General features: G+C 67.6%; 14 protein-coding genes. 12 read left to right on the top strand and 2 right to left on the bottom strand.

Annotation, left to right across the window (positions count from 1 at the left end; genetic code table 11):
* Window positions 1-119: 119 nt before the first annotated feature.
* The 9 genes from C1O66_RS14930 to C1O66_RS14890 all read left to right on the top strand — a co-directional run bounded on the left by C1O66_RS14930 (window position 120) and on the right by C1O66_RS14890 (window position 11637).
* Complete coding sequence (locus C1O66_RS14930; protein ID WP_102768609.1) at window positions 120-578, top strand: Lrp/AsnC family transcriptional regulator; 459 nt, start codon at window positions 120-122, stop codon at window positions 576-578.
* Between the two features lie 215 nt (window positions 579-793).
* Window positions 794-1768: a 5'/3'-nucleotidase SurE gene (locus C1O66_RS14925; protein ID WP_102768608.1), complete on the top strand. Its 975-nt coding sequence runs from the start codon at window positions 794-796 to the stop codon at window positions 1766-1768.
* An 11-nt stretch (window positions 1769-1779) separates the two neighbouring features.
* Window positions 1780-2439 carry a hypothetical protein gene (locus C1O66_RS14920; RefSeq protein ID WP_133155234.1) on the top strand — a complete coding sequence of 220 codons (660 nt, stop codon included), beginning with the start codon at window positions 1780-1782 and terminating at the stop codon, window positions 2437-2439.
* A gap of 167 nt (window positions 2440-2606) precedes the next feature.
* Window positions 2607-3803, top strand: a complete 1197-nt coding sequence (locus tag C1O66_RS14915) for an efflux RND transporter periplasmic adaptor subunit (RefSeq protein ID WP_165794626.1) — start codon at window positions 2607-2609, stop codon at window positions 3801-3803.
* 15 nt (window positions 3804-3818) lie between these two features.
* Window positions 3819-5855 (top strand): ATP-binding cassette domain-containing protein, encoded by a 2037-nt coding sequence (locus tag C1O66_RS14910; protein ID WP_102768605.1) that lies wholly within the window; start codon window positions 3819-3821, stop codon window positions 5853-5855.
* 21 nt (window positions 5856-5876) lie between these two features.
* On the top strand, window positions 5877-7292 hold the full coding sequence (locus C1O66_RS14905; RefSeq protein ID WP_102768604.1) for a TolC family protein: 1416 nt from the start codon (window positions 5877-5879) through the stop codon (window positions 7290-7292).
* Between the two features lie 199 nt (window positions 7293-7491).
* Complete coding sequence (locus tag C1O66_RS14900; RefSeq protein ID WP_102768603.1) at window positions 7492-8628, top strand: HD-GYP domain-containing protein; 1137 nt, start codon at window positions 7492-7494, stop codon at window positions 8626-8628.
* Between the two features lie 382 nt (window positions 8629-9010).
* A complete protein-coding gene (locus C1O66_RS14895; RefSeq protein WP_102768602.1) occupies window positions 9011-9397 on the top strand; it encodes a DUF1801 domain-containing protein in 387 nt (128 codons plus the stop codon).
* A 143-nt stretch (window positions 9398-9540) separates the two neighbouring features.
* Window positions 9541-11637, top strand: a complete 2097-nt coding sequence (locus tag C1O66_RS14890) for a putative bifunctional diguanylate cyclase/phosphodiesterase (RefSeq protein WP_243392808.1) — start codon at window positions 9541-9543, stop codon at window positions 11635-11637.
* Between the two features lie 39 nt (window positions 11638-11676).
* Here C1O66_RS14890 and C1O66_RS14885 read toward each other — a convergent pair whose 3' ends face one another.
* Window positions 11677-12477 carry an exodeoxyribonuclease III gene (locus C1O66_RS14885; RefSeq protein ID WP_102768601.1) on the bottom strand — a complete coding sequence of 267 codons (801 nt, stop codon included), beginning with the start codon at window positions 12475-12477 and terminating at the stop codon, window positions 11677-11679.
* A 310-nt stretch (window positions 12478-12787) separates the two neighbouring features.
* Between C1O66_RS14885 and C1O66_RS14880 the strand changes: the two genes are divergently transcribed.
* From C1O66_RS14880 to C1O66_RS14870, 3 genes are all read left to right on the top strand, one after another.
* Complete coding sequence (locus C1O66_RS14880) at window positions 12788-15043, top strand: TonB-dependent receptor (RefSeq protein WP_102768600.1); 2256 nt, start codon at window positions 12788-12790, stop codon at window positions 15041-15043.
* 117 nt (window positions 15044-15160) lie between these two features.
* A complete protein-coding gene (gene pyrE / locus C1O66_RS14875; protein WP_102769664.1) occupies window positions 15161-15856 on the top strand; it encodes an orotate phosphoribosyltransferase in 696 nt (231 codons plus the stop codon).
* Entirely contained in the window at window positions 15856-16593 is a 738-nt protein-coding gene (locus C1O66_RS14870; RefSeq protein WP_243392807.1) for a hypothetical protein, read from the top strand. Before pyrE ends, C1O66_RS14870 begins: the two co-directional genes overlap by 1 nt.
* Window positions 16594-16662: 69 nt before the next feature.
* Here C1O66_RS14870 and gatB read toward each other — a convergent pair whose 3' ends face one another.
* Complete coding sequence (gene gatB, locus C1O66_RS14865; protein WP_102768599.1) at window positions 16663-18129, bottom strand: Asp-tRNA(Asn)/Glu-tRNA(Gln) amidotransferase subunit GatB; 1467 nt, start codon at window positions 18127-18129, stop codon at window positions 16663-16665.

Below are 18129 nucleotides of genomic sequence, written 5' to 3'. Positions count from 1 at the left end.
CTGCGAGGCCGTAAATTTTCGAGCGCCGACCGGGGTGACTTGGCGCCTTGCAAGCGACGGTTTTGATGGATTGAGCCGATTTCAGCCAATAATTCATTGAACTTTGATGGAAAAAAGCCATGGACAGAATCGACATCCAATTGCTGGAGCTGCTGCAGCGCGACGGTCGCCTCAGCATTGCCGAGCTGGCCGAGCGGGTGGCCTTGTCGGCCAGCCCCTGCGCGCGGCGGCTCAAGCGCCTGGAGGAAGAGGGCTTCATCGCCGGCTACCGCGCCGTGCTGGACCGCAAGGCGGTGCAGCTGGCGACCACGGTCTTCGTCAATGTGCGGCTGATGCACCACCGCGAGGATGCGGTGCAGCAGTTCGAGGCGGCCATGGAGGCCATGGCCGAGGTGGTGGCCTGCCATGTGGTCAGCGGCGCTCATGACTATCTGCTCGAGGTGGTGGTCGGCGAGCTCAGCGCCTACGAGCAGATCGTGCGCCGCCTGCAGGCCCTGCCCATGGTGCAGGACATCACCAGCAATTTCGCCATCCGCTGCGTCAAGAGCGGCGCGCCGCTGCCGCTGAAAAGCGTCTGAGCTGCGACCGAGGCTGCCGCCTCAGCCCCTGCCACAGCTTTGTCATGGCGGCGCCATCGCCCTGCCATGAAGTCTCCGGACACTTGGAACCCAAGTGGCCCGACCGGTTCTGTCGCCTGCGCCCGGCCCTGTGCCGCCGCCGGTTCAGCACCCTCGGGCCTTGTGCTTGCCTGATCGATCGATTGTGTTCCCGCTGTTTCGGAGAGTTCACCGCCATGCGCGTTCGCCTGCTTCCCCTCCTGCCCTTCGTGCTGCTGGCCGGTCTGGCCCAGCCGGCCTCGGCCCTCAACATCGTCCTGAGCAATGACGACGGCCTGACCAGCAATGTCAAAGCCCTGTACGAGGCGCTCAAGGCCAAGGGCCACGATGTGATCGTCTCGGTGCCCTGCACCGGCCAGAGCGGCATGGGCGGCGCGGTCAAGTTCCTGACCCCGCTGACGCCGCTGACAGCGCCCTGCCTGAACGGCGCTGCCGCTGCGGGCGCACCCGGCGCCGGCCCCATGAGCAAGGCCGGCTTCACCAACGGCGACTACCACTACGTCAACGGCACACCCATCATGGCCCTGCTCTACGGCCTCGATGTGCAGGCGCAAGCCCGCTGGGGCAAGGCGCCGGATCTGGTGCTGTCCGGCCCCAACGAAGGCCAGAACGTCGGCCACATCGTCAACAGCTCGGGCACCATCGGCAATGCCCAGAACGCGGCCTCGCGCGGCATTCCCTCGATCGCCTTGAGCGCCGATGCCGACACCACCGACAACGTCAACCTGGCCGCGCCCAAGTCGGCCACGGTGGCCAAGCTCAGCGTGGACCTGATCGCCGCCCTGCAGGCCAAGGCCGGCACCGGCCCGCTGCTGCCGGCCGGTCTGGCGCTGAATGTCAACTTCCCGCAGGTGCTGGACGGCGCCAAATGGAAGTTCGCCCGCATCGGCAGCTACAACGCCTACAAGGTCAAGTTCGTCAAGGACCTGGGCGCCGACCCGGTGGCCGCCAGCTACGGCCTGAGCCAGGTGCACCTGCCCGGCGTGACCCTGGAGATGAACACCGCCCCGGCCACCGAGGCGCAGGCCGAGGACGAATCCATCGTCTACAAAAAGGACATCGCCGTCACGGCCATGCAGGTGGCCTATGACCACCGCGCCGCCGGCCAGCAATGGCTGCGCCTGCGCCTGCGTGACCTGCTGAGCCAGTGAGGGCGGTCACCATGCAAGCCTCTCTCTTGTTGCGCGCCCGTCTCCTGTCCTTGCTGGCCACGCTGGCCTTGGCCGCCTGCAAGGGCGGCGGCGACGACACCCCCGTGGTCCAGGTGCCCGAGCTCTCGCCCGGGACCTATCTCGTCAACGCCGGCACGACCGAGGCCCCGGTGCTGGGCCGCTACTTCTCGGGCAGCGATGGCAGCCGCCTGCTGGTCTTGCACAACAGTGCCGAGCAGGCCGAGCGCCTCTACCGCCGCAGCGCGGCCGATGCCGCCTGGACGGCGGTGCCGGCCGCCACCGCCGATGTCAGCATCGCCCTGCAGTCCAGCTTCAAGCAGGCCCAAGCTTCGGCCGCGCCGACCCTGGCCGGCCTGGCCGGCCGCTATGTGGCCCAACTGGCCCCGGGCATCTGGGCCCAGTTCAGCATCGCCGCCGACGGCAGCCTCAGCGCCGGCAGCGCCAGCCCCTGCAAGCTCAGCGGTCGCCTGGATGCCAAGGCCGGCGCCGGTGGCCTGGCCGTGAGCCTGAACGCGAGCGGCTGCGGCAGCAGCGTGCCGGCCAGCAGCCAGGGCTTTGTGCTGTTGGATGCCGAGGAGCAGCCGGCCCGCTTCCGCCTGCTGGCCGACGACGGCCGCAGCCTGTTGGACCTGCGCGCATTTACCGAGTGAGCCGAGCGAGCCGACTGAGCTAAGGCCGGCCGCACGTCGCCGGTCGAAGCTGCCGAGCAGTTCAGTCGCTTCTTTCGGCACCTGGTCGCACGCCGGGCGTGTGCCCACAATGCCCCTGCTACATTCGCCACCGCCTCTAACACTACATTTTGGCGGGGAAGATTCCTGTGCAGAGCAACAAGAGCAGCAAGACCTCGGCGGCGCGTGGGCGCTGGTTGAAATCCTGGCGCGTGCGCGTGGCCGTGCTGGTGTTGATCGGCGGCGCCTATGCCGCCTACCGCCATTTCACACCGCCGCCGCCGCCGCCGGCGCCGCCCAGCGGCGAGGTCAGCCTGGCCGACATCACTCAGACGGTGCAGGCGGCCGGTGTGCTGCAGCCGCGGCTCAAGGTCGATGTCGGCGCCCAGGTCAGCGGCCAGGTGCGCCAGCTTCATGTGCAGCTGGGCCAGCAGGTCAAGAAGGGCGAGCTGCTGGTCAGCCTGGACCCCGAGCTGGCCCGCAGCGAAGTGGCCCAGGCCGAAGCCGCGGTGGCCCAGCAGGCCGCGCAGATCGAGGTGCGCCAGGCCGATCTGAAGATTGCCCGCCGCGAGGTGGAGCGCCAACGCCGCCTGCTGGCCGGCGAAGCCACGGCCGCCACCGAGGCCGAGCGCGCTGACACGGAGCTGGCCAAGCTGGACGCCGACCTGCGCGGCCAGAGCGCCAACCTCAAGCGCCTGCAGGCCGAGCTGGACAAACGCAAGCTCTCCCTGGGCTACACCTCCATCACCGCGCCCATGGACGGCACCGTGGTCAACCTGCCGGTGCAGGAGGGCCAGACCGTGATCGCCGCCCAGATCACGCCGGTGATGGTGACCCTGGCCAATCTGGACGAAATCACCGTGCGCGCCCGCGTGCCCGAGGCCGACATTGCCCAGATCAAGGTCGGCCAGCAGGCCCGCTTCATCACCCTGGCCGGTGAGGCGCAGCGTTACGAGGGCAAGGTGCGGGTGATCCAGCCGGTGCCCGAGCGGGCCGGCAATGCGGTCTTCTACAACGTGCTGTTCGAGGTGGACAACAAGGCGCGCAAGCTGCTGCCCGAGATGACGGTGCAGGTCAATGTCGAGACCGGCTCGGCCAAGAAGGTGCTCAGCGTGCCCATGGTGGCCCTGGGTGAGCGCAGCGAGGACGGCCGCTTTGCCGTGCAAGTGCTCGATGCGCAGAACAAGCAGCACCCGCGCCAGGTGCGCACCGGCCTGCAGGACGGCGCCCGCGTCCAGGTGCTCGATGGCCTGAAGGCCGGCGAGAAGGTGTTGCTGGCGCCGCCCTCGGCGGCCGAGCAGGCCGCCTCAGCGGCATCAGCCGCCTCGGCGCCGGCCTCGAAGTAAGCGGGCCGCAACGCCATGCATCCCCTGATTGAACTGCGCGGCGTCGGCCGCCACTACCGCCTGGGCGCCATCGACGTGCCGGCGCTCGATGAGGTCAACCTGAGCATCCAGGCCGGCGAGTTTGTGGCCGTGATCGGCCAGTCGGGCTCGGGCAAGAGCACGCTGATGAATGTGCTGGGCTGCCTGGACAACCCGACCGTCGGCCAGTTTCTGATCGATGGACAGGACGCCAGCCAGCTGGGGCCCGACGAACTGGCCGGCCTGCGGCGCGAGCGTTTTGGCTTCATCTTCCAGCGCTACCACCTGCTGCCGCATATGGATGCGCGCGCCAATGCCGCCCTGCCGGCCGTGTACGCCGGTGCCAGCGGCAGCGCGCGACGCGAGCGCGCCGAGGCCTTGCTGACGCGCCTGGGCCTGGGCGAGCGCATGCATCACAAGCCCAATGAGCTGTCGGGCGGCCAGCAGCAGCGCGTGTCTATCGCCCGCTCGCTGATGAACGGCGGCCAGATCATCCTGGCCGACGAGCCCACTGGCGCGCTCGACTCACAAAGCGGCACCGAAATGCTGGCCCTGCTGCGCGAGCTCAACGAGCGCGGCCACACCATCATCCTGGTCACCCACGACGCTCATGTCGCCAGCCATGCGCGCCGCATCATCGAGCTCAAAGACGGCAAGGTCTTGAAGGACAGCGGCACGCCGGCCGACCACCGCCTGCCCGGGCCCCTGGCTGGCGAAACGGCGGGCCTGGCGCGCGGCAGCTGGTGGGGTCGGCAGCAGATGCAGTGGCGCGAGGCGCTGCAGTCGGCCGTGCAGTCGCTGCAAGGCAACCGCCTGCGCACGGCGCTGTCCATGCTGGGCATCAGCATCGGCATTGCCGCGGTGGTGTCCATCCTGGCCCTGACCAGCGCAGCGCGCGGCAGCATCGAGAAAGACGTGGGCAGCTTCCTGTCCGGCCGCATCCCGGTGTTCCGCGGCAATGCCAATCTGCCGCCCGGCACCCAGGCCCAGGCCTTCCGGCCCAGCGAGATCGAAGCCATCCGTGCCCTGCCCGGCGTCAAGGCGGTGACGGTGGAGCGCGAGACCCAGCTGACCGCGCGCCATGGCTCGCGCGACGCCATGGTCAGCGTGCTCGGCGCCGAAGCGCAGACCCTGGCTTCGCGCAAGCTCAAGCTGGTCGAGGGCCGCTACCTCAATGCCATGGATTTCGCCGGTTCCGCCCAGGTGGCGGTGATCGACGAGAAGGCGCGCAAGTCCCTGTTCAAGCCCGGCGAGTCCGCGCTGGGTCGCACCCTGCTGGTGGCGCCGCAAGGCATGCCGTCTGACGGCGGCGCGGGCGGTGGCGGCATGGGTGGCGGGGCTGCGGCGGTGCCGGTGGGCGTGGCCCTGCCTCTGACCATCGTCGGCGTGGTCGCGCCCGACACCGGCGGCGCGGTCAACTTCGGCTCCTGGCTGGGCCAGGTGCTCATGCCCCACACCACCTTCGGCCGCAAGCTCGATGTGCGTGTCGATGCCGATCAGTTCAATGTGCTGCTGGATTTCACCGTGCCGCCGGCCGAGGTGCGCAAGCAGCTGACCTACCGGCTCAAGGCCTTGCACGGCATCGAGGATTTCGACTCCTGGAACGCCGACGAAGAGTTCCGCAAGTTCCAGCAGGTGACCGGGGCCATGGCCCTGCTGTTCGCCGGGGTCGGGGCGATCTCGCTGCTGGTCGGCGGGGTGGGCGTGATGAACATCATGCTGGTCTCGGTCAGCGAACGCACCCGCGAGATCGGCATCCGCATGGCGGTGGGCGCCCGCCAGGGCGATGTGCGCCTGCAGTTCCTGGTCGAGGCGGTGGTGCTGTGCTGTCTGGGCGGCACGGTCGGTGTGTTCCTGAGCTGGCTGGGCGCGCAAGGCATCAATGCCGCGCAGGATTCGCTGAAGGTGGAGGTCAGCTGGGCCGCCCTGGGCGTGGCCTTTGCCGTGTCCAGCTTTGTCGGCCTGGTCTTCGGCACCTTGCCGGCGCGGCGTGCGGCGGCCCTGAGCCCCGTTGATGCCCTGGCCCGCGAGTGACGGCCTCCCCAAGAACACCGCATGAAGAAGACAAAGAAAGAAGCAGACGCCATGACGCTGATGCGACGCTTGAACCCTCTGAAATCTGGCACCCAGCCCGCGCTGGCCCTGGGCCTGCTGGCCCTGCTGCTGACGGGTTGTGCCCACGGCCCCGACGGTACGGCCCCGCCGAACCTGGCGCGCCCGCACGCCTTGCCGGCGCAGTGGCAGCAGCTCGAATCGCGCGGCCCGGCCGAGGGCGTCGCCCCGGCCGATGCACAGCTGATCGCGCTGCAGGAGCAGGCCTTGCGGGCCAACCGCGACATCGCCCTGGCGCTCAAGCGCTGGGAGCGCGCTCAGCAGCAGCTGGGCCAGAGCCAGCTGGAGCGCGGCCTCAAGCCCAGCCTGAGCGGCAGCGCCTCGGGCAGCCGCGCGCTGGAGCAGGGGCCGCTGACGCGCAGCTATTCGCTCAACGCCAGCGTCAGCTACGAGGTCGATCTGTGGCAGCGCCTGGCCCATGGCGAGGCGGCGCAAGCCGCGCAGGTGGCCGGTCAACGGGCCGACTGGGCCGCGGCCCAGCTCTTGATCCGCAACCGTGTGGCCGAGAGCTACTGGAGCCTGGCCGCGCTGGCGCTGGAAGAACCCCTGATCCGCGAGCAGCTGCAAGGCGCCGAGGCGGTGCTGGCCCTGACCCGGTTGCGCGTGCGCGAAGGCAAGCTCTTGCCCATCGAGGTGGACAAGGCGGCCAGCAGCCTGCAAGGCCTGCACTCGCGCCTGGCCCAGCTGCAGCGCGAGCGGGTGCAGCAAGGCCTGAGCCTGGGCGTGCTGCTCGACGAACTGGCGCCGGCCCTGCCCGCGCAGCCTCAGCTGCCGGCCGGCCAGCCGGGCGACTGGCAGCCCGGCGCACCGGCCGAGGTGCTGGAACGCCGCCCCGATGTGCAGCGCGCCCGCGCCCAGGTGGACAGCGCCCTGTCGCAGTGGCGATCCAGTGAAGCGGCGCGTTATCCCAGCCTGAGCCTCAGCCTGGGCGTGGGCACGGGCGGCAGCCAGTGGCGCGATTGGCTGGAGCGGCCCCTGGCCACGCTCTCATCGAGCCTGATCGTGCCCCTGGTCGATTGGCGCCGGTTGGATCTCCAGCGCGCGCAGTCGGTCAACGAGGTGGAAAGCGCGGCCCTGAGCCTGCGCGACACGGTGCACAAGGCCCTGGTCGAGGTGGAACAGCTGGCGGCCGAACGCCGCGAGCTGCGCCAGCAGGCCCTGGCCAATGCCGCCCGCCTGGCCGAGGCCCAGCAAACCGAGAAGCTGGCCGCCCTGCGCTACGAGGTGGGCGTGATCGCCCGCGCCGACTGGCTGCAAGCCCGCAACGCCCGCCTGTCCGCCGAGCAGGAGGCCATCCAGCTGCGCCTGCGCCAATGGCTCAACCAGGCGGCCTTGCAGAAGGCGCTGGCCAGCGCCTGAATGTGCTGCATGGCATTTGTTGGCGCGGGGCGATTGGCGCACCTCGCTGAGCCGGTGAAGGCTCAAGTTAGGCTTTGAGCGGGTCGATACAGGGATTCGGGCCGGGGCTGTGCCGAGGTGTGGCAGGGCTGCGCCTCCGGCAGAACCGGCATGGTTCTCGCCTCCAGCCAGCCTTGTTACCTCTGCCGCCACTCCGCTCATGCGCGTTTGCTCCCTCGCTTCCGTCAAGAATCGCATCGTCCTGGGTGAACCCCTGGCGTTCAGCGTGCGCGACGAAGGCCAGCTGCTGCTTCTGGCGCGCGGCCAGGTGATTGCCGACGAGGCGCAGCTGGAAGAGCTGTTCCGGCGCGGTGCCCGGGTCGAGATTGCCGAGCTGGCGCAATCGGTGGCGCCACCGCGGCGCCGCGAGAGCGCCGAGCGCTCCCTGGAGCAGTTGGCGGAGGACTGGGAGCAGTCGCCCCATGCCTTGCGCCGCGCGCTCAGCGCGGCCCCGGAGCATCTGGCAGCGGCGGTGCATGCCGCGTCGGATCAGCTGCTGGGCCTGATCCAGCGCGCCCCCAATCTGGCCCTGGCCCAGGTGGTGCGGCATCCGAGCGCTGGTGCCGGACACTACGGCGTCAACCACTCCATCCACGCCGCCACCGCCTGCCGGGCCGCGGCCAATTTCCTGGGCTGGAGCGAGGCCGAGCAGCGCCGCGCCTTCCAGGCGGCGCTGACCATGAATCTGTCCATGGTCGAGCTGCAAGGCAAACTGGCCGATCAGGTCTCGCCCCTGACCAGCTTGCAGCGCGAGGCCATCCAGGACCATCCGCGGCGCAGCGCCGAGATGCTGGCCGCGGCCGGCATCGAGGACGGCGACTGGCTCGCTGCCGTGGCCCAACACCACGAGGTGCCCGATGGCTCGGGTTACCCGCAAGGCCTGACCGACATCGCCGAGCTGGCCCAGCTCTTGCGCTACGCCGATGTCTACACCGCGCGCTTGAGCAGCCGCGCCAACCGCCCGGCCATGAGCGCCCAGCAGGCCGGCCGCGAGCTGCACCAGATGGCGGCCGAGAGCCCGCTGGCCGGGGCGCTGATCAAGGCCTTTGGCATCTTCCCGCCGGGCAGCCTGGTGCGCCTGTCCTCGGGCGAGATGGGCCTGGTGGTGCGCAATGGCGACAAGGCCTACCACCCGCTGGTCTCGGCCTTGACCCATACCGATGGCGAGCCGCGCCGCAAGCCCCTGCTGCGCGACAGCGCCCGTGCCGACCACAGCGTGGTGGCCCTGCTCTCGGCCCAGAACCTGCCCATGCGCCTCAGCGACGAGCGGGTGGCGGCCTTGATCGGCGAGCATTGAGCCCGATCTGACCGCACGGGCCCAGTCGGCGCCCGCCACGCGCTGGGTTCGTGCGGGGCGACACCGTGCGAGATCGGCGCTAGCATCGGCGGCGCGAATGCCCCGGCTTCTTCGTCCTCCTCGTCTTTTGCCTCCTGGTCGCCGTCGGCCTGCCGGCCCCGGGCGCCCGCTCGCTCGATGCCCTGGCCCTGGCCTTGATGGTCGGAGCCGCTGCGGGTGTCTTTTCCTTTGCCCTGGGTTTTTTCCGGGGCGCTGGCTGGGCGATTGGCTTGGCAGGCGGCGCCGGGCCCCGCCCGATGAGGCCCGGGCCTCGCGATCCGCAAGACCCAGCGACTTTTCCTGATCCGCAACCTTGTCCCCGCCTGAACCGGAGATCCTGCCCATGAGCTCTGCCCTTGACCCTGCCGCGCTGATCGATGCGCGCATTTCCGAATTGGGCGGCTGGCGCGGCGAGCAGCTGGCGCGTGCGCGCGCCTGGATCCGCGAGGCTTTGCCCGAGGTGATCGAGGAGTGGAAATGGCAGGTACCGGTGTGGTCCAGCCAGGGCATTCTGTGCACCGGCGAAAGCTACAAAAAGGCGGTCAAGCTGACCTTTCCCAAGGGCGCATCCTTGCCCGATCCGGCCGGCTTGTTCAACGCCAGCCTCGAGGGCCAGACCCGCCGCGCCATCGACTGGGCCGAAGGGGCCGTGCTGGACGAGAAGGCGTTCAAGGCCTTGATCCGGGCAGCCGCGGCGTTCAATGCGGCGGCCCCGGCCCTGCGTCGCTAGGCCTGGGCCGGAGGCGCGAACCGGGCGCTGCGGATGCTGGAGCTCAAGCGAGCGCAAAGCCCGACGATAAGATTGGATGGGCACCGTCGGGCCGCTTGAGCCCGGGGTTCTCTGCTTCGATGCAAAGGAAGGCACAGTTTCGGATGCGCGCCATCGAGACCCAGACGCCCGGTGCCCCGGCGGCCGAGCCGGCGGCGCCGGCCGATCTGCCCTTGCAAATGTCCCTGCAGATGCCCTTGCGCTTGCTGCTGCGCTTCGCGGACCCGGCCTTCGAACAGCGCTTTGTTCAGCACTATGTGGCCTTCTACCTGCGCTATGCCCAGGCCAGCCTTCTGCTGGGGGCCTTGCTGGTCAGTGGCGACTGGTTGATCGATCAGCTGGCGCATGGCGGCGGCGCGGCCAATTTTCTGCGCTTGAGCCTGGCGGTGCCGGTGCTGTTGCTGGGCCTGGCCTGCTCCTTCTTGCCGCAGTCGCGGCGCCATTGGCAGGGGGCCATGGCGAGCTTCATCGTCGTGGTGGCTTTGTGCCTGTTCTTCATTCTGGTGCGCATCGATGCCGAGGGTGGGGCGGGCCTCAAGACCTGGGTGGGCGTGTTGAACTTCACCTTTCTGGAGTTCTATTGCTTCGTCATCCTGGGCGTGCAGTTCCGCCATGCCCTGGCCTCGGGCCTCTTGATCCTGGCCGCCTTCCTGTACGCGCTGTTTGCCCATGCCGGGTTGCTGGCTGGCGAGGCTGGCTACTGGACCTACCATGTGCTCACGGTCTTCATCCTGGCCGCCGGCATCGGCTGGTGGCGGGAGTTCGTGCTGCGCAAGGAGTTCCTGGCGCGCGCTGCGCTCGACGACGCCTTGCGCGCGGCCGAGCAGCGCGCCATGCGCCTGGCGCATTACGACGAAGTCACCGGCCTGCCCAACCGCCGCCTGCTCGCAGAGCTGAGCGCACCGGCCCTGGCCCAGGCCGGCGCGGGTGGGCCGGCCTGTGCGCTGCTGCATCTGGAGATCGATCGCTTTGGCGGCATGCACGATTTGTACGGCCATGGCCAGAGCGACTTGATGCTGGCCGGGATTGCGCAGCGCCTGCGCACCTGCTTGCGCGGCCAGGTGCCCGGTCTTGACTGGGGGCTGCTTCCCGGCAGTCTGTCGGCCAGTCTGGCGGCCGAGCCGGATCTGGTGCTGGCCCGCCTCGGCGACCAGGCGTTTGCCGTCTTCATCACCGGGCTGGAAGGGCAGGACCGCGCCTCCGGCCTGGCGCAGCGCTTGCTGGCGGCCGTGGCCGAGCCGGTGCCTGTGGACGGCCAGCAGATCCTGCTGACCGCCAGCATCGGCATCGCCATGTGCCCCGGTGATGCGCAGGATCTGCTCAACCTGACCCGCTGCGCCGAGCAGACCGCGCACGTCGCCGCCGAGGCCGGCGGCGCCCAGCACAAGTTCTTTGACGAAGCCCTCAATGCCCGGGCCAAGGACCGGGTGCTGCTCGAAGCCGAGCTGCGTCAGGCCCTGCTCAGTGGCCAGCTGCGCCTGCACTACCAGCCTAAGGTCGATGCCTGCAATGCGCGCCTGGTGGGCGCCGAGGCCTTGCTGCGCTGGCAGCATCCGCAGCGGGGCCTGATCGCGCCGGGCCTGTTCATCCCCCTGGCCGAGGACAGCGGTCTGATCGCCCCGCTGACCGATTGGGTCTTGCACGCCGCCTGCCAGAGTCTGCGCCGCTGGGCCGATCTGGGCCTGGCGATGCTGCCGCTCTCGGTCAATCTGCCGGCCTCCAGCCTAGCCGATGCCGGCCTGCCCGAGCAGCTGAGCGCCCTGGTGCAGCACTACGGCCTGCAGCCCGCCTGGCTGATGCTGGAGCTGACCGAAACCATGCTGATGCGCGAGATGGCCACCGCCGTGGCCGTGCTCGATCGCCTGCGGGCGTTGGGCTTCGGGCTGTCGCTCGATGATTTCGGCACCGGCTATTCCTCGCTCAGCCACCTCAAGCGCCTGCCCATGAGCGAGCTCAAGATCGACCGCGCCTTCATCACCGAGGTGGCGCGCGGCGGCCGCGATGCCGCCCTGGCCTCGGCCATCATCACCCTGGGTCGCGAGCTGGGCCTGCAGGTGGTGGCCGAAGGGGTGGAGACGCAGGAACAGTCCGAGTTCCTGATCGGCCGCGGTTGCCGCCTGCAGCAGGGTTACTGGTTCGCACGACCACTGCCGCCGGAGGCCTTCGAGGCCATGCTCAGGGCCGGTACGACGCGGGTGTGAACTCGCTGGGTTCTCGGGCTCTAGCCGGCCATGCGAGGGTCAGAGGCTGAAGTCGTAATCCACCGTCAGCGGTGCATGGTCGCTGAACTTCTGGTCTTTGTAGATGGCGGCGCGCTGGGCCAGGGCGGCCAGCTTCGGCGTCGCGAAGTGGTAGTCCAGGCGCCAGCCCACGTTCTTGGCATAGGCCTGGCCGCGGTTGCTCCACCAGGTGTAGCAAGCGTCGGTGGTGTCGGGGTGCAGCTGGCGGTAGACGTCGACCAGGCCGCCCTGGTCCTTGCCGCTGCCGAAGAGCTGGTCCAGCCAGGCGCGTTCCTCGGGCAGGAAACCGCTGTTCTTGAGGTTGCCCTTCCAGTTCTTCAGGTCGGCTTCCTTGTGGGCGATGTTGACGTCGGCCACCAGGATGAACTCGCGCTGGGACTTGAGTGCCATCAGGTGCGGGAACATGGCGTCGAGGAAACGGTACTTGGCTTCCTGGCGCTCGGGGCCGCTGCTGCCGCTGGGGAAGTAGCAGCTGATCAGGCTGAGCTTGCGGCCGGGCTTGTCGAAGCGCTTTTCGATGTAGCGGCCTTCGGCGTCGAACTCGGGGTTGCCGAAGCCGATCAAGACCTCGCTGGGTGTTTCGCGGGTGTAGAGGCCCACGCCGGAGTAACCCTTTTTCTCGGCGTAATGGAAATGGCCTTGCAGCTCACCGGAGCTGCAGTAGGTGCCGGCCACATGCTCGTCCTGTGCCTTCACTTCCTGCACGCCGAGGGCGTCGGCGTTCTGCGCTGGCAGCCAGTCGAAAAAGCCCTTGGTGGCGGCAGAGCGGATGCCGTTCAGATTGGCGGTGATGAAGCGCATGGGCGGGGTCTCTCAAGAAGGCGGCGAACAGGATGTGAAGGCTGCGCAGAGCGCGGCGCAGTATCGCAAATGGCGGGGCGAGCTTTGTCAGCAGCCTGGGTCGTCCCGAGCGACTGCGAGACGTATTGGTATCTCAATTGGTCTGCATGATTTTGGCAACAAGCGCAGCAAGTTCAGCCGGGTTCGCCGATTTCCGGCACGCGACTTGCTAGATTCCAACGTTTCGAGAAGCGGCCTCGGCGCAGGCTTTGAGCCTTGCTTCTCGCAGATTCATCTCAGTCGCCCTTTTGGGTTTTTTGGAGTTCCCCGCATGAAAGCGCAGTTCCCGGTTCAGTCTCCCTCTCGTTTGACCTTGGCGCTCGGCCTGGTGCTGGCCGCCTGGCCCCTGAGCTCTGCGCTGGCGCAGACCTCAGAGGACGCAGGCGCGGCCAAGTCCGACAAGAGCAAGCTGGAGACGGTGGTCATCACCGCCGAGCGCCGCACCGAGAACATCAAGGACGTGCCCAATGCCGTCTCCGCCATCAGCGGCGAGAAGCTCGATGTGCTGAACTCCAGCGGCCAGGACGTGCGCTTTCTGTCCGGCCGCGTGCCCAGCCTGAACATCGAGTCGTCCTTCGGCCGCGCCTTCCCCCGCTTCTACATCCGCGGCTACGGCAACACCGATTTCCGCCTCAATGCCTCGCAGCCCGTCTCGCTGATTTATGACGACGTGGTGCAGGAGAACCCCATCTTGAAGGGCTTCCCGGTCTTCGACGTCAAGAACGTGGAAGTGATCGCCGGCCCGCAAGGCACGCTGTTCGGCCGCAACACGCCGGCCGGCGTGGTCAAGTTCGATTCGGTCAAGCCGGGCAAGAAGCAGGAAGGCTATGCCAGCTTCTCCTACGGCACCTACGGCACCAGCAACCTCGAAGGTGCTTTCAACCTGCCGCTGAGCGGCGAGTGGGCCGCACGCATCTCGGCCCAGGTGCAGCACCGTGACGACTGGGTCAAGAACCAGGTGCCCAATGCCCAGACCCCGGCCACCGAAGGCTATGACGACCGCGCCGTGCGCATCCAGGCCCTGTACGAGCCGAGCAAGACCTTCAGCGCCCTGTTCAATGTGCACAACCGCGAGCTGGACGGCTCGCCACGCATGTTCCGCTCCAGCATCATCAAGCCGGGCAGCAACGAGCTGGTCGCCGGCTTCGACCCGGCCAAGATGTACATCGATGGCAAGAACGAGCAGCGCCTGCACGCCACCGGCGGCAGCGCCAAGCTCAAGTGGGTGATGGGCGACCTGACCCTGCACTCGATCACGGCCATCGAGACGGTGCAGCCCTTCAGCCGCGCCGACGTGGACGGCGGTTACATCTTGCGGGTCATCCCCAGCAACTTCAAGCTGCCGCCTTACGACAAGGAAGGCGAAGTGTTCTTCCCGGTCGAAACCTCGGACGCGCTGCGTGACCACCGCCAGCTGACCCAGGAATTGCGCCTGGAGTCGAACGCCGCCGGCCCGCTGCGCTGGCAGGGTGGCGCCTACTTCTTCGATGAGCGCTACACCATGGAGTCGTACGACTACACGGTGGCCGTGCCGCCTTTGGTCAGCACGCGCCAGACCAACAAAGCCTGGGCCTTGTTCGGTTCGGTCAACTACGAAGTCACGCCCGAGCTGAAACTGCGCGCCGGCCTTCGCTACACCAACGACAAGAAGACCCTGGCCACCACCGGCAAGGTCATCGACACCGCGGGCACCAGCGCCGAGACCGACGACAACAAGGTCAACTGGGACGTTTCCGGTACCTACAGCCTCAGCCGCGACACCAACCTTTATGCCCGCGTGGCCACCGGCTTCCGCGCGGCCTCGATCTACCCGGCCGACGGTTTCGGTGCGCAGAGCAAGGCACGCCCGGAGAACGTCACGTCCTTCGAACTGGGCATCAAGAGCGACTTCTGGCAGCGCCGCGCCCGTCTGTCGGCCAATGTCTTTTCCTACAAGGTCAAGGACCAGCAGCTGACGGCGGTGGGCTCGACCAGCAACACCAACACCCTGCTCAATGCCAGCAAGGCCACCGGCCAGGGCTTCGAGATCAACCTCGATCTTCTGCCCACCGAGAACCTGATGCTGACCCTGGGTGCCAGCTACAACGACACCAAGATCAAGGACGCCAGCCTTTCCGACCTGCGCCCTGGCAGCGGCGCCATCCCCATCGGCACGCCCGATGGCCAGGGCCGCTACAGCCTCTATGGCAATCCCCTGCCCAATGCCCCCAAGTGGATTGCCAACATGACCGCCCGCTACGGCGTTCCCCTGGCCGACGGCAGCGAGGTGTTTGTCTACACCGACTGGGCCTACCGCTCGAAGATCAACTTCTTCCTGCTGCCCTCGGTGGAGTTCACCGGCAAGTCCCTGCTGGAAGGTGGCGTGCGCGTCGGCTACATCTGGAACAACGGCAAGTACGAGGTGGCTGCGTTCGGTCGCAACATCACCAACAAGGTGGTGGTCAACGGCGCGATCGCCTTCAACAACCTGACCGGTTTCATCAACGACCCGCGCACCTACGGCCTGCAGTTCAAGGCCCTGTTCTGAAGCTGATTTCCGGTGCATGACGCCGGGAATTCGCACAGTCGGCAGCCCGTCCCTCTTAGGGGGGACGGGCTTTTTTGCGCCTCTACAATGTGTTGCACACCCTTGCATGAAGCCTCCATGAACGCCTCGACCTCTCCCGCCGCCCCCGCCACGCCCGACCTGCTGGCCCAGGAATTTGTTGCCTTCGCGGTCGAGTCCGGCGTGCTGCGCTTCGGTGAATTCAAAACGAAAGCCGGGCGCCTGAGCCCTTACTTTTTCAACGCCGGTCTGTTCGACGATGGCGCCAAGCTGGGCCGTCTGGTGCAGTTCTATGCCCAGCGCCTGATCGCCTCGGGCCTGCAGTTCGACATGATCTTCGGCCCCGCCTACAAGGGCATCACCCTGGCCGCGGCCCTGTCGGTGGAGTTGGCGCGTCTGGGCCACAACAAGCCCTACGCCTACAACCGCAAGGAAGCCAAGGACCACGGCGAAGGTGGCACCCTGGTCGGCGCGCCGGTGCGGGGTCGGGTCTTGATCATTGACGATGTCATTTCCGCCGGCACTTCGGTGCGCGAGTCCATCGCCATGATCGCCGCTGCGGGTGCCACGCCCTGCGGTGTCACCATCGCCCTGGATCGCCAAGAGAAGGCGGTCGAGAACGGCGTCGAGAGCCCCAAATCCGCCGTGCAGTACGTCAGCGAAGAATTGCAACTGCCGGTGATTGCGATTGCCGGCCTGGCCGACTTGCTGGAATACTTGCGCACCACCAGCGACAGCGGTGTCACCGCTTACGCGGGCGCTGTCCAGGCCTATCGGGATCGCTACGGAGTCTGATGAGCGCTGCTTCAGCCATGGTCGCCAGTCGCACGTTTCAGCGCATGAAGTGGTCCGCCTGCTCCGCAGTCGTGCTGGCGCTGGGCTGTGTGGCCACGGCCCAGGCCATTGCCCAGCCCCCCTCGCCCGGACCCAGCGGCATCTACAGCTGCACCCTGCCCGACGGGCGGCGCCTGACCTCGGACCGGCCGATCGCCGAATGCACCTCGCGCGAGCAGCGCATCCTCAATGCCGATGGTTCCCAGCGCGCGGTCCTGCCACCCTTTCTTTCGCCCGAGGAGCGCGCTGCCCAGGAAGCCAAGGAGCGCCGCCTCGCTGCCGAACAAGCCGCCAAGAACGATGCGATCCGCCGCGACCGCAATCTGGTGCTGCGCTTTCCGAACGCGCAAGTTCATCAGCAGGCGCGCGCAGCCGCGCTCGACGATGTCAAGAAGGGCATCGAGCTCTCCGAGCGCCGCATCAAGGAGCTGGCGCTGGAGCGCAAGCCCTTGCTCGATGAGACCGAGTTTTACAAAGGCAAGCCCCTGCCGCCCAAGCTCAAGCTGCAGCTGGATCGCAACGAGGCCGCCAGCACCGCCCAGCAGCAGTTGATCGGCAATTCGCGCGCCGAGATGGTGCGCATCAACGCCCGCTACGACGAAGAACTGGCCCGCCTCAAGCGCCTCTGGGGCGGTGCCGCGCCCGGCAGCCTGGGCGCGATGAGCACGCCGGAAGCGGCGGCCTCGGGCTCACGCTGATCGGCGGGCAAGACCAAACAAAACGGCGCCGAGGCGCCGTTTTTTCTGGGAGAAACCGCCTGCTGGCCCTCAGCCGGCCAGCTTCTTCTTCAGCAGCTCGTTCACCAGGCTGGGGTTGGCCTTGCCCTTGGTGGCCTTCATGGCCTGGCCGACCAGGGCGTTGAAGGCCTTGTCCTTGCCGGCGCGGAACTCTTCCACCGATTTGGGGTTGGCGGCCAGCACCTCGTCGAGGATGGCTTCGATGGCGCCGGTGTCGCTGACTTGTTCGACGCCCAGTGCCTTGATGACCTCGTCAACGACTTCGGGGAGATCTCGCGAGTCTTCGCAAATGGCCTTGAAGACGTCCTTTGCGCCGCTGTTGCTGATCACTCCAGAGCTAATGCGCTCGATCAGACGTCCCAAAACGCGTGGTTGCACGTGAACGTCTTCAAATGTCTGACCCTTGGCGTTCAAAAGTCGAGCGATTTCGCCGTTCATCCAGTTCACCACCAGCTTCGGGTGCCCGCAAGCGTCGCGAGCAGTCTCGAAGTAACGAGCTTTCGCAAGACTTTCAGTAATCAATGCGGCGTCGTACGGTGACAGCCCATCTTGCTCCTCGAACCGCTTCGCCATTTGAGAGGGCAGCTCGGGCATCTCTTGCTTGACCCGCTCGATCCAGTCGGCGCCGATCACCAGGGGCGGCAGATCGGGGTCGGGGAAGTAGCGGTAGTCGGCCGAGTCTTCCTTGCTGCGCATGGCGCGCGTCTCGCCCGTGTCGGGGTTGAAGAGCACGGTGGCTTGCTGGATCTTGCGGCCGTCCTCGATCTCGTCGATCTGCCAGTTGACCTCGTAGTCCACGGCCTGCAGCAGGTAGCGGAAGCTGTTGAGGTTCTTGATCTCGCGGCGGGTGCCGAAGGGCTCGCCGGGCTTGCGCACCGAGACGTTGACGTCGCAGCGGAAGGAGCCTTCCTGCATATTGCCGTCGCAGATGCCCAGCCACATCACCAGGGCGTGCAGGGTCTTGGCGTACTCGCAGGCCTCGGCGGCGGAGCGCATCTCGGGCTCGGAGACGATTTCCAGCAAGGGCGTGCCGGCACGGTTCAGGTCGATGCCGCTCTGGCCGTGGTAGTCCTCGTGCAGGCTTTTGCCGGCGTCTTCCTCGAGGTGGGCGCGGGTCAACTGCACGACCTTCTTCTCGTCGCCGACGAAGAATTCGACCTTGCCGCCTTGCACCACCGGGATCTCGAACTGGCTGATCTGGTAGCCCTTGGGCAGGTCGGGGTAGAAATAGTTCTTGCGCGCGAAGATGGACAGCGGCGCCACCTTGGCGCCCACGGCCAGGCCGAAGCGGATGGCGCGCTCGACCGCACCGCGGTTCAGCACCGGCAGAGTGCCCGGCAGGGCCAGGTCCACGGCCGAAGCCTGCGTGTTGGGCTCGGCGCCGAAGGCGGTGGAGGAGCCGCTGAAGATCTTGGAGACGGTGGACAGTTGGACGTGGTTTTCCAGGCCGATCACGACCTCGTAGCCACGGATCAATTTGCTGCTGCTAGATGCCAT

The organism is Paucibacter aquatile (genome assembly GCF_002885975.1).
GTDB classification, from domain to species: Bacteria; Pseudomonadota; Gammaproteobacteria; order Burkholderiales; family Burkholderiaceae_C; genus Paucibacter_A; species Paucibacter_A aquatilis.
This window is presented reverse-complemented; position numbering and strand designations above follow the sequence as displayed.